General features: G+C 31.7%; 11 protein-coding genes. 9 read left to right on the forward strand and 2 right to left on the reverse strand.

Annotation, left to right across the window (positions count from 1 at the left end; genetic code table 11):
- Position 1 precedes the first annotated feature (1 nt).
- The 9 genes from purE (at position 2) to MK851_RS04665 (ending at position 10,534) form a co-directional block, all read left to right on the forward strand.
- A complete protein-coding gene (gene purE, locus MK851_RS04625) occupies positions 2-481 on the forward strand; it encodes a 5-(carboxyamino)imidazole ribonucleotide mutase (RefSeq protein WP_320241878.1) in 480 nt (159 codons plus the stop codon).
- A gap of 79 nt (positions 482-560) precedes the next feature.
- The gene (locus tag MK851_RS04630) at positions 561-2,594 is read left to right on the forward strand and encodes a M3 family metallopeptidase (protein ID WP_320241880.1); all 2,034 of its coding nucleotides are present in this window, start codon (positions 561-563) and stop codon (positions 2,592-2,594) included.
- Positions 2,595-2,729: 135 nt separating this feature from the next.
- Positions 2,730-3,068, forward strand: coding sequence for a hypothetical protein (locus MK851_RS04635; RefSeq protein ID WP_303510748.1), 339 nt, complete (start codon positions 2,730-2,732; stop codon positions 3,066-3,068).
- Between the two features lie 165 nt (positions 3,069-3,233).
- Positions 3,234-5,594, forward strand: coding sequence for a TonB-dependent receptor domain-containing protein (locus MK851_RS04640; RefSeq protein WP_320241883.1), 2,361 nt, complete (start codon positions 3,234-3,236; stop codon positions 5,592-5,594).
- A gap of 18 nt (positions 5,595-5,612) precedes the next feature.
- Positions 5,613-6,437, forward strand: a complete 825-nt coding sequence (locus MK851_RS04645; RefSeq protein ID WP_320241884.1) for a hypothetical protein — start codon at positions 5,613-5,615, stop codon at positions 6,435-6,437.
- Positions 6,438-6,496: 59 nt separating this feature from the next.
- On the forward strand, positions 6,497-6,970 hold the full coding sequence (locus tag MK851_RS04650; RefSeq protein WP_303510756.1) for a DUF4625 domain-containing protein: 474 nt from the start codon (positions 6,497-6,499) through the stop codon (positions 6,968-6,970).
- An 18-nt stretch (positions 6,971-6,988) separates the two neighbouring features.
- The gene (locus MK851_RS04655; protein WP_320241887.1) at positions 6,989-7,705 is read left to right on the forward strand and encodes an ATP-binding cassette domain-containing protein; all 717 of its coding nucleotides are present in this window, start codon (positions 6,989-6,991) and stop codon (positions 7,703-7,705) included.
- Entirely contained in the window at positions 7,702-9,105 is a 1,404-nt protein-coding gene (locus MK851_RS04660) for a DUF3526 domain-containing protein (protein ID WP_320241889.1), read from the forward strand. The genes MK851_RS04655 and MK851_RS04660 overlap by 4 nt, the downstream gene beginning before the upstream one ends.
- Before the next feature lies 1 nt (position 9,106).
- Positions 9,107-10,534, forward strand: a complete 1,428-nt coding sequence (locus tag MK851_RS04665) for a DUF3526 domain-containing protein (RefSeq protein WP_320241891.1) — start codon at positions 9,107-9,109, stop codon at positions 10,532-10,534.
- 24 nt (positions 10,535-10,558) lie between these two features.
- On the opposite strand, the gene MK851_RS04670 is transcribed toward MK851_RS04665, so the two are convergent.
- Together MK851_RS04670 and MK851_RS04675 are read right to left on the reverse strand one after the other, a co-directional pair.
- A complete protein-coding gene (locus MK851_RS04670; protein WP_320241893.1) occupies positions 10,559-11,791 on the reverse strand; it encodes a glycosyltransferase in 1,233 nt (410 codons plus the stop codon).
- Positions 11,792-11,795: 4 nt separating this feature from the next.
- Positions 11,796-12,266 (reverse strand): heme-binding domain-containing protein, encoded by a 471-nt coding sequence (locus tag MK851_RS04675; protein WP_303510771.1) that lies wholly within the window; start codon positions 12,264-12,266, stop codon positions 11,796-11,798.
- Between the last annotated feature and the right edge of the window lie 61 nt (positions 12,267-12,327).

Genomic DNA, 12,327 nt, shown 5'->3' on the forward strand with positions numbered 1-12,327 from the left:
TATGATAGGAATTATCATGGGAAGCGATTCAGATCTTCCAATCATGCAAGAAGCAATTGATATTTTAGAGAGTTTTGATATTCAAGTAGAAGTAGATATTGTATCTGCACACAGAACTCCTGAAAAATTATTCGACTATGCTAACAATGCACACAAACGCGGAGTACAAGTTATTGTTGCTGGTGCTGGAGGTGCTGCTCATTTACCTGGTATGGTAGCAAGTATGAGCCCATTACCAGTAATTGGAGTTCCTGTAAAAAGTAGAAACTCTATTGATGGTTGGGATTCTGTGCTGTCTATTCTTCAAATGCCAGGAGGTGTTCCTGTTGCTACAGTTGCTTTAGATGGAGCTAAAAATGCAGGTATTTTAGCTGCACAAATTATTGGTGCTTCTGACAAATGTGTGTTAGACAAAATAATCGCTTATAAAGAAGGCTTAAAACTGAAGGTTGAAAAAGCTTCTGAAAACGTAAAAAAATAAGTACTTTAGTACAATATTAACTTGAGAGCCTCATAAATTTTATTTGTGAGGTTTCTTCAATTTTTAAAACGAATTTTTTATGACTAAGAATCCACTTTTACAAGATTTTAATACCCCTCCTTTTTCTCAAATCAAAGAAGAAGATTATAAACCTGCAATAAAAGAAGCTATACAAATAGCTAAGGACGAAATTGATACTATTGTTAAGAATTCTGACGTTCCAACCTTTGAAAACACTACAGTTGCTTTAGACAACGCTGGTAATAAATTAGACAGAGCTACTTCTATCTTTTTCAACTTAAACTCTGCTGAAACCAATAAAGAAATTCAAAAAATAGCGAAAGATATTTCGCCTTGGTTAAGTGAGTTTAGAAACGACATGATTTTAAATGAAGGATTGTTTAAACGTGTAAAAACTGTATACGATCAATTGTCTGATTTAAATTTGACTCCTGAACAAGAAATGTTGTTAGATAAACAATACAAAAGTTTTGCACGTAACGGAGCAAATTTAAATGAAACTGATAAAGCTGAGCTTCGTAAAATTGATGCTGAATTAGCAAAATTATCGTTACAGTTTGGAGAGCATGTATTAGCTGAAACCAATGCTTTTGAATTATTAATTACCAATGAAGATGATTTAGCAGGCTTACCTGGAAGTGCAAAAGAAGCAGCTAAAGAACTCGCTAACTCTAAAGGTAAAGAAGGCTGGATGATTACCTTAGATTATCCAAGTTATATTCCTTTTATGACCTATGCTGATAATAGAGAATTGAGAAAAAAGTTAGCAATAGCTTTTGGTAAAAAAGGGTTTCAACAAAATGAATACAACAATGAGCAAATTGTAAAAGACATTGTAACCTTACGCCACAAACGTGCCAACCTATTAGGTTATAAAACCCACGCTCATTTTGTATTAGAAGAGCGTATGGCTGAAACTCCTGGAAAGGTTATGGAGTTTTTAAATGAACTATTAGAAAAAGCGAAACCTGCTGCGCAGCGTGAGTTTGATAATTTAGAGACCTATGCTAAAAAACTTGACGGAATAGACCAGCTACAAAAATGGGATGGTGCTTACTATTCTGAGAAGCTTAAAAAAGAGTTATTTAACTTAGATCAAGAGTTATTGAAACCTTATTTTAAGTTAGAGAATGTAATTGATGGTGTGTTTACTGTGGCTAACAAATTGTACAACTTACAGTTTGAAGAAATTGACACTATTGATAAGTACCATGAAGATGTAAAAACGTATGCTGTAACTGATACTGATGGTAATTTTATTTCATATTTTTATGCAGATTTTCATCCAAGACCAGGAAAACGTAATGGTGCGTGGATGACTTCTTACAAATCACAATATAGGAGTAACGATACTAACGAAAGACCTCAAGTTTCTATCGTTTGTAACTTTACCAAACCTACACAAACCAAGCCTTCTTTATTAACTTTTAATGAGGTTACTACCCTTTTCCACGAATTTGGTCATGCCTTACACGGAATGTTGGCTAACACTACTTATAAGAGCTTATCAGGAACTTCTGTTTCTTGGGATTTCGTGGAATTACCTAGTCAGGTTTTAGAAAACTGGTGTTACGAAAAAGAAGCGTTGGAGTTGTTTGCAAAACATTACGAAACAGGAGCAATTATTCCTATGGAGTATGTTGAGAAAATTAAAGAATCTGCGAGTTTTCATGAAGGAATGCAAACCTTGCGTCAATTAAGTTTTGGATTATTAGATATGTCTTGGCACTCTGGAGGTTCTCCTGAAACTATTACTGGTGTAAAAGAGTTTGAAACGAATGCTTTTGCTGAGACTAAATTATACCCTGATGTAGCAGAAAACTGTATGAGCACTTCTTTTTCTCATATTTTTCAAGGCGGATACTCAGCTGGATATTATTCATATAAATGGGCAGAGGTTTTAGATGCCGATGCTTTTGAGTACTTTAAAGAGAAAGGTATTTTTAATAAAGAGGTTGCTGATAAGTTTAAGAATAATGTATTGTCTAAAGGTGGAACAGAAGAACCTATGGAGTTATACAAACGTTTTAGAGGTAGAGAACCGAAACCTGATGCTTTATTAAGACGTGCTGGATTGATTGACAAGAATTAACACCTCATAATTTTAATGTTTTAAATAGTTCCTTTTTATGTAAAAGGAACTATTTTTTTTAGAAAAAAATTAACAGATTTTAACATATATAAAGTTTGCTAAGCACTTACTTTTGTTTCCTTACAGTTATAAGAAATGAGCTTGAATAAAAATAGCATATTTAGTAAAATCACCTCTTTATCATTGGTGGTTCTTCTTATGCTTCCTATTCTTATAAAAGCTACTCACCATCATGAAAACGAAGCACATCATCATAACTGTAAAGAAAAATCTACTCACTTACACGAATCGGTAAATGACCATTGTGATATTTGTTATTTTTCTTTTGCTTCTTTTAATATACCTACAACAAACTTCTCACAAGTTTTAGCTATTCTTCCTGGTAAGACTATAGTAGACAATTACAAGTCGATTATTTTACCTTCTTACAACTCTCTGAATAGAAAACTTAGAGGACCTCCTACAAACTTGTAACATCTTAGTTTAGAACATTTGTACTTTATCGGAGTGTGATTTATGTATCCCTAAAGCTAGGTTTACGGTGCATTACAATCAGTTAACACGCTTGTTCTATATTATTTAATTAATAGTTGAATCTTACAATTCAACTACTACAATTCGTTTTTAATTCTGTTTACAATGACAAAACAAAGCTTAGGCGCTTTATTTTGTGTATTGTTTCACGCAATTCTTTTTAGTCAGAATACCAATTCTCTTACTATTAAGGTAATTGATGGAACAACACAAAAAGAGTTACCCAATGCTCACGTAAGTATTGGTTCAAAGCACGCGTACACAAACACTCAGGGAAGTAGTACTTTTTACAAACTTTTAAACAAAGAGTATCTCTTAACTGTTACTCATGTTGGATATGTTACTTATCAAGAGAACATTTCTACTACTTCTTCTACAATAGTTATTACTCTAATACAAGACAATTCAGTATTGAATGAAGTGGTTATTGCACAAAACCCTAAAAAAACACTAACAAAGTTCTCTAGCAATACACAAAGGATTGATGTTGGTTTTTTAGAGAAAAACAGAGACAATAGTTTAATGCAAACTCTTAAAGATATTCCTGGTGTTAGCACAATAACTATTGGTTCTGGGCAATCTAAACCTACTATTAGAGGATTAGGATTTAATAGAGTTGTTGTTGTTGAAAACGGTATAAAACACGAAGCACAACAATGGGGAGCCGACCATGGTTTGGAAATAGACCAATACAACATTGATAACATTGAGGTTACTAAAGGAGCTGCTTCTCTACTCTATGGTTCTGATGCAATCTCTGGGGTAATTAGTTTGAAAAACAATTTACTACCTGATGTTAATTCTTTTTCAGGAGAAGTAAACCTCACCAATAGAAGTAACAATGATTTTTATGGAGTGTCTTTAGGTGTTAAACAACGTTATAATCATTGGTATTACAAGGCAAGAATAACCCACGAAGATTACGGCGACTATAAAGTTCCTACTCAAAAAATTACGTACGATAATTACATTTTTGATTTACATAAAAACTACTTGCGAAATACAGCAGGATACAATCATAATGTTGGAGTTTCTATAGGTTATGTAGCAGATAATGTTAGCTCTATAACTTCTTTTAGCAATGTAAATTCTAAAAATGGTTTTTTTGCTAATGCACATGGTCTGGAAGTGAGAACTTCTAAAATAGATTACGATGCTGACAATAGAGATATTGATTTACCACATCATAAGGTCAATCATTTTAAAATAACGAATAATACCAGTTTTCTATTCCCTAGTTATACGTTGGATATTGAGCTTGGTTTTCAAAATAACTATCGTGAAGAACACTCAGAACCTGTTCCGCATGGTTATATGCCCAAGCCGTCATCTACAATGGAACGCTTATTTAAAAAGAATACCTATAGCCTTAATGTAAAAAGTCAATTACATAACTTTAATAAACATAAAGTTACTACAGGTGTTAATTTAGAGTATCAAGATAATACTATTGATGGTTGGGGGTTTCTTATTCCTGAATATACTCGTTTTACAGCTGGAGCTTTTGTATACGATCAAATAAAACTCAACGACAATTTATATTTAGATGGTGGTGTACGTTACGATTATGGTGTAATAAAAACACAGCCTTATTACGAATGGTTTTTATCTCCTGTTACTGACGAAAACGGAAATACTACTCAGCAACAACTACAGCGTTCAGAAAGAAAGAGTTTAACTTTTGGAAGTTTTAGCGCTTCAGCTGGATTAAGTTATGGACGAAAAAACACATCGTATAAAATAAATGTAGGCAAGAGTTTTAGAATTCCACTAGCAAACGAATTGGCTTCAGACGGAGTAAACTATCACATGTATCGATATGAAGAAGGAAGTCTTGACTTAGAACCTGAAAGTTCTTATCAGATAGATGGAGAGTTTAAAACTAATTTTAGCAGAGGCTCTATTCAAATCACGCCATTTGTCAATTATTTTGATAATTATATTTATTTAAGTCCAACGTCAGAGTATTACGAAACACTTCAGAAGTATCAATACAATCAAAGTCGCGTTTTTAGATATGGTGGCGAAATTATGGCGCAATATGAACCTATTGATAAATTATCTATTACAAGTTCTTTAGAGTATGTAAAAGCAAGACAATTAAGTGGAAAAAAGAAAAACTTCACACTTCCTTTTTCTCCTCCATTAACAGGAGTTGTTTCGCTTGAATACGCATTGAATCCTTGGTCTACTTTTGGAGAAACTAAAATATTCTCAAGTGTACGATTGGTTTCGGATCAAAACAATATTGTTCCTCCTGAAAAAACGACAGAAGGGTATTCTTTACTAAACATCGGTTTACATACTAGTGTAGATCTTTTCTCAAAAAAGCAGCCTCTTAAAATTCAAGGAAGGTTAAATAACATTTTAAACAACAAAGTATTCGACCATACGAGCTTCTACAGGCTGATAGAGGTTCCTGAACCTGGAAGAAACTTTTCAATAACAATTATACAAACATTTTAATTATTTAATTTTTTAATCATGAAAAACACATTTAAATCAGCAATCTTATTTTTCGTAAGTCTTTTAATCATTTCTTGTAGTGATGAAGACAACATCCCAGATACTTTTGATGAAAATATTAATACAGAAAATTTTAAAGACTTAGAGTTAGGTAACTCTGATTTTGTTTTACCACAATCAAACGTAGATGTTCATATTGAATTTGGCTACGAAGGAACTAGCAAAGTTTCTAAAATTTATTTTGACGTAGAAGCTTACGATGTTCCGAAAGTTAAGACAGGTGAGTTAATTTGGGAATTAAAAAACCACTTAGTGCCTGTTGATCGTTATGAAGGTCAATTAAATCCCCACATACACTACCATGTATATTTTGATGAAGACAACAAATACGGTCCTTCATTTATTCCTGCCGAAGGAGTTTATAAATTTAAAATTACAGTTGAACATGAAGATGGAACTAAAAGTGCCATCACTAAAAAGTTACATATTATTCAAAAGTTTAAAGACTTAGAGGTTGGTGATAACAATTCAATTACCTTTGGTAAAAATGAATTACATACCGAATTTGAATATGTTTCTGGTAATAATACTGTTACCGAAATTAAATATGAATTTTGGTTCGAAGAATGGAGAGAGGGACAAAATGTTGAAGTTGGAGAGTGGGACAAAGTAATTACCGTTTTACCTAAAGAATTATATGAAGGAGTTAAAAACCCTCATATACACTATCATTACGATTTAATTCCTAGTGCTCCAGTAGGAAGTTACTGGTTGAATATTTATGCTAAAGAAAGTGGCGAAAGCGAAACTGTAAAGCTATCTATTCCTCTTGAAATAAAATAATTATAACGCAAAAGACTACTTGAGAAAATCAAGTAGTCTTTTATAAATAACAAACTATTATGAAATTATTAAAAATAACGAGTGCATTACTACTCCTAACCTTATTAAACATAAGCTGTAGCAGTGATTCAGAAGAGCCAGATACTGTAAAGCCAACCATTACCATAAATTACAACGAAGGTTTTCCTAAATCTTGCTCTGTATTAGAAAAAGGGAAAGAGTATACAATACGTGTAAAAGTATCTGACAATATAGCTTTAGCTACTTATGCCATTGATATTCATCATAATTTTGATCATCACACACACGATGATCAAGGTTCTAGTTGTGAACTATCACCTATAAAAGATCCTGTTTCTCCTTTAATTTTTATGGAGAATTACACTATTGATAATAATCCTATAGAATTTGAAATAACCCAAAGTATTACAATTCCAACAGATATTGATTCTGGCGACTACCATTGTCAAATTTCTGTCATTGATGTTACTGGATGGCAAAGTAGAACTTCCGTAGATATTAAAATTGAATAACTATTTAACGCTACAATAATGATAATAACAAGAGACTTAACAAAAAAGTATGGTGACTTCACCGCCCTTAATAAGTTAAATTTAAAAGTAAACGAAGGAGAAATTTTTTGCTTACTTGGGGCTAACGGAGCAGGAAAGTCAACGACTATAAATTTACTTTTAAATTTTATTGCTCCTTCTTCTGGAAAAGCGTTTATAAACGGTTTAAATATTACTGATAACGCAAGAGAAACTAAAGCTTTTTTAACTTACATTCCAGAAAACTTAATGTTGTACCCTACTTTAACTGCCATAGAAAACCTTGATTATTTTTTAGGTATTGGTGGTAAAAACTTCACTAAAAAAGAACTTGAGTTTTTCTTACATGAAGCTGGTTTACAATCAGAAGCTTTTCATAAAAGAGTTCAATTCTTTTCTAAAGGAATGCGACAAAAAGTTGGAATTGCTTTGGCTATAGCAAAAGATGCTAATATTTTACTACTAGATGAGCCTACTTCTGGTTTGGATCCAAAATCTAGCAATGAATTTGGAGAACTGCTACAAAAAATGAGAAAAAATGGAGTTGCTATATTAATGGCTACTCATGACATTTTTAGAGCTAAAGAAATTGGAACGCACATTGGAATTATGAAACAAGGGCAATTAAAATATAATTTCCCTTGTAGTGATAAGTCTTTACAAGAGATTGAAAACCTTTACTTAGAAACGATGAGTTTAAAAGAAAGTGTATTATGATTTTTCACGTAGTTAAAAAAGAACTTCAAGAGATTTTAAGAGACGGTCGCTTTAAAATCTCAACAGGTATCGTATTTATTTTATTAGTAGTTGCTTTGGTGTTAACTTTTAATCAATACCAACATAGTAACCAACAGTACGTTGAAGCTCAAAAAAATGAACGATCTCTTTGGGAGGAACAAGGAGAAAAAAATCCGCATTCGGCAGCCCATTACGGAAACTATGTTTTCAAACCAAAATCTCCTTTATCACTGATAGATCAAGGTATTGAAAAATATACAGGAATTTCTATTTTTTTAGAGGCTCATAATAGAAACGAAGCTCAATTTAGTAATGCTTCAGACCAAACATCACTGTCTCGTTTTGGAGAACTAAGCCTTAGTTTTATTTTATTATATATACTCCCTTTAATCTTAATTCTAATTGGTTACGATTCTTATACTAAAGAATTAGAAAAAGGAACTTTTGCGATACTTAAAAGTCAAGGAATTAGTAACACAAAACTACTTTTTGGAAAATGGTTTGCAGTATTAATACCTATAATAACAATTACAACTCTTCTATTTTTAATAGCTGGTTTAATTCTTTCTAACACAAATGATGTTGGAGTATTTAGTTGGAGTACCTTAGGAGTGTTGTATATAGCCTATTTACTCTACTATTTGATTTTTACTAATGTTATTTTATTCATATCATTAGTTGCAAAAAAATCAGGAGTTGCTTTGGTTTCTAGTTTAGTATTTTGGGTTCTTGCTTGTTTTATTGCACCTAAAATAGCTAGTAATCTAGCTGATTCTAAATATCCATATCCAACCCACCAAGAGTTTTCTAAAAGAATAGCAGAAGACCGAAAAAAAGGGCTTGACGGACATAACCCTTGGAATGAGGAAGCTAAAAAACTTGAAGAAGAAGCTCTAAAGAAATACAATGTTGATAGCGTGCATAAGCTTCCCTTTAATTACAATGCCTATAGAATGCAAAAAGGAGAAGAATATCAAGCTAAAGTATATGCTAAACATTATAATTGGTTAGATGATCAGGCTCAAAAACAAGAAAAGGTTTACAAATCCATTTCAATAATTTCTCCTTTCCTTCCTACTCGTTTTTTATCTATGGCTATTTCTAGAACCGATTATCAATCACATCGTGACTTTTCTGAAACAGCAGAAACTTACAGAGTAAAAACACAAGAATTTTTAAATGGACTTACTGAAAAAAACTCTAAATATGGTGAACGTTATATTGCTTCTGCAAACGCATGGAAAAAACTTCCTAAGTTCGAATACACAAACGCTCCTTTCTATCAAATATTGAGTAACAATACATCTATGATGTTAATTCTCATCATGTGGTTTGCAATTACAGGAGTACTAGTATTCTTTATTAATAAAAATCATTAATATGTTTTCATATAATTTTAAATACGAATTAAAGTCTCTTTTACGGAGTAAATGGCTTGTTTTATTAACTATAATCTTATTAACCCTTGTTCTTTTTGCTGGGTATAATGGTAAAGAAAAAGTAAATAAGCGTGTTTCTGACATTGAAAAAGCGAATAATACTGTTAAAAAACAAGACATAGCAGTACTAAAAACTCTTGATTCTATTGAAAAAGGACTTGACGTTAATCAAAACTCGAGGAGCTTACCTACCAACCCCATGAATATTGGATATTCACATCCTCGTGTTGCGGCAATGTACCCTCAAGAAACTGCTTTTATTGCTACAGGACAAAGTGATTTATTTACACATTATGTGCAACCAAAAGCGTACGGCGATAGTTTCTTTTTTAATCATACAGAACTTTCAAACCCTATTCAACTTCTTTTTGGTAGTTTTGATTTAGCCTTTGTAATTATATACATTTTGCCCTTGATTATAATAGCTTTTAGCTATCATATTTTCTCTTTAGAAAAAGAAAATGGTTCGTTAAAATTAATGGCTTCTCAACCTATTTCTATTTACAAATGGATACTACAGAAAACAATGCTTAAATTCTTTGTACTATCTGTTATAGTTGTCTTGGTTTTAACAATTTCTTTTATAATTAACAATTATAATTTTGCAGAAAATCTAACTGAGTACCTATACTTTTTACTACTTACGTTAACTTACATGTTATTTTGGTTTACTGTTGTTTTATTTATCAATATAAAAGTAAATAATTCTGCTAAAAATGCAGTAAGTTTATTAGCTATCTGGGTTTTTATAATTCTAATTATTCCTGCTATTATAGCACAAGCTGCAAATACTTTTTATCCAATACCATCTCGAACAAAAATGATTACTGAAGTAAGAGCATTAAAAGATGAAATTTCTAAAAAACAAGATAAAATACTTGATAATTTTTTAAGAGATCATCCTGAATATGCTTCTAATAATAATCAAAACTATTCTTTTTGGCATAAGTATTTAGCTTCACAAGATTTGGTTGAAGACGAGGTTAAACCACTAGTAGAATCATACGAAACACAGCTACTAAAACAGCAAAAATGGGTTAAGTTGTGGCAATATAGTTCTCCTGCTATAATTTTACAGCAAAGCTTTAACGATATAGCTGGAACTTCTACAACACATTACCAACAGTATAGAAGTCAAGTGGCTGAATTTTCTACAAGGTGGAGAGACTTTTTTGTTCCTCTTCTTTATAATAATGAAAAAATAAACACAAAATTATACAAGCAATTACCAACTTTTGAATACAAAAGTCCAAGCTATACATCATTGTTTTTTAAGATAAGTATAGTATTAATAATGTCGGTAGCTTTCTTACTAATTACACGAATACTTTTTTACAATAAAAGTAAAAAGGGAACTATTATCAATTAACAAAAAAGACCTAATGTTTTCTCATTAGGTCTTTCTATTCTTTTCTTCAATCCACTTGCTCATGAATTTTGTAGCCTGTAAGGTTTGATGTCGTAACAAACTTCCAAGAAAATTTTGTGTGCGATGTGTCTCTAGATCTTCTTGGGTTTCATTTATTCTATTTGTAAAAGAATTTACTAATTTTTCTTTATCATATATCAAATTGATAATTTCAATTCCTTTTTGTTGCGCTTTTTTCCAAAGAATATCGTAGGTATACAGTTCTATAGCTTTACTGGCAAACTTCTCAAAATCATCCTCTATAAATCCATTCCAAGGTAAATTAGCGTGCATTCCTTCTGCTCCTATTGAAGTAGTAACACTTGGAGTTCCGCATTCCATTGCCTCAGTTAACTTCCCTTTAATTCCAGCTCCAAAACGAATTGGCGCTAACACTACTCTAGCATTTTTAACTACTTCTAAGACATCTTTTGCAAATCCTTTTATAATAAAGCCATCTTTTGGCTTGTGCAATTGCTGAATTTGTTTTGTAACATACGCTCCGTAAATATGTAATTCTACTTCAGGTAATTGTTTTCTAATGGATTTCCAAATTGACTTCAATTGTAAAACAGCATCGACATTCGGAGCGTGGAAAAAATTACCTACAAACACAAAATGCGCTCGTTCTTCAAAAGACTTCCAATTCTGAATAGCTTCAGCATCTATTCTATCCAACAAAAAAGGCAAATTATATAATAAAGCTTCATCAATCTTAAAAACTTCTTTTAAAAGCTTGATTTCATAAGCTGAAATAATCAGACTCATATCACAACGTAAAATTGCTGCTATTTCTCTCTTCGCCTCATCCGATTGTAACAATGCCTCTGTAGAAAATTGTTCCTTCTTTTTTAATTGTTGATGACGTGTTTTGCGTAAAAAGTGTAAATCTTCAGTATCTAAAATTCTTAGAGCTTTCGAGCAATGTTCTGCAACACGCCAACCAAATTGTTCTTCCATCATAAACCTATCGAACAAGACAACATCTGGTTGTAGTTCTTTAACAAAATCATCAAAAGAACTTGAATTCAACTCAATAGATTTCTCCTCTATTCCTAATTCAGTTAAGTTTAAAGAATTCTCAGTTTTTTGGGCAGGAGTTGCAAAAGTGATGCTATAATTTTGGTTTTTAAAAACATTAAGCAACTGTAACATTCGGTTACCAGCTCCAGTCGTTTTTTCTATCCAAACATATCCAATTATTAAAAGTTCTTGCATTAATTTAGTTCCCTAACTGTTTTTTGTAGTCATTTTGTACGCTTTTTGCCCAATTAATTACTTGCTCAACTTCTTCTTTAGTTAAACGAGCGTCTGCATGTGTCCACGTATATGAATCTAACGGCATTTTTCCTTTTTCTACTTCTTCCCAAACTTCTTCCATCTTATGCTCTTTTCTTTTTAAAGAATAGGTAGCCCATTCAGAAAAATTCAATTCTTCTTTTCCATGATTTATATGATCAGCTAACCAATAATTCACAGGTGTTATTCTACTATACCAAGGATAGCGAGTTGAATTACTATGACAATCAAAACAAGCTGTTTTTAGTATTTTGTGTACTACATCGTTCGGTTTGGTTTCTGTAATAAAAGGGTCAACAGTAGTTATTTCTCCTTGATTTTTTTTTGGTTGTAAAAACTGCGCGATTATTAATAATAGTAATAAGAAACCTATAATTTTTTTGAAAATTTTCATGCGACGAATTTAAGTTTTAAAGATATGAAAACTAATTTTATCGACAAATAATTGTATTTTT

The sequence above is a fragment of the Tenacibaculum sp. 1B UA genome (assembly GCF_033978845.1).
GTDB lineage: Bacteria > Bacteroidota > Bacteroidia > Flavobacteriales > Flavobacteriaceae > Polaribacter.

What these genes read in the sequence shown, in the direction of transcription:
- MK851_RS04650 (WP_303510756.1), top strand. Translation starts at nt 6,497, where the DNA reads ATGAAATTATTAAAAATAACGAGTGCATTACTACTCCTAACCTTATTA.
- MK851_RS04645 (WP_320241884.1), top strand. Translation starts at nt 5,613, where the DNA reads ATGAAAAACACATTTAAATCAGCAATCTTATTTTTCGTAAGTCTTTTA.
- MK851_RS04670 (WP_320241893.1), bottom strand. Translation starts at nt 11,791, where the DNA reads ATGCAAGAACTTTTAATAATTGGATATGTTTGGATAGAAAAAACGACT.
- purE (WP_320241878.1), top strand. Translation starts at nt 2, where the DNA reads ATGATAGGAATTATCATGGGAAGCGATTCAGATCTTCCAATCATGCAA.
- MK851_RS04635 (WP_303510748.1), top strand. Translation starts at nt 2,730, where the DNA reads ATGAGCTTGAATAAAAATAGCATATTTAGTAAAATCACCTCTTTATCA.
- MK851_RS04665 (WP_320241891.1), top strand. Translation starts at nt 9,107, where the DNA reads ATGTTTTCATATAATTTTAAATACGAATTAAAGTCTCTTTTACGGAGT.
- MK851_RS04640 (WP_320241883.1), top strand. Translation starts at nt 3,234, where the DNA reads ATGACAAAACAAAGCTTAGGCGCTTTATTTTGTGTATTGTTTCACGCA.
- MK851_RS04655 (WP_320241887.1), top strand. Translation starts at nt 6,989, where the DNA reads ATGATAATAACAAGAGACTTAACAAAAAAGTATGGTGACTTCACCGCC.
- MK851_RS04675 (WP_303510771.1), bottom strand. Translation starts at nt 12,266, where the DNA reads ATGAAAATTTTCAAAAAAATTATAGGTTTCTTATTACTATTATTAATA.
- MK851_RS04630 (WP_320241880.1), top strand. Translation starts at nt 561, where the DNA reads ATGACTAAGAATCCACTTTTACAAGATTTTAATACCCCTCCTTTTTCT.
- MK851_RS04660 (WP_320241889.1), top strand. Translation starts at nt 7,702, where the DNA reads ATGATTTTTCACGTAGTTAAAAAAGAACTTCAAGAGATTTTAAGAGAC.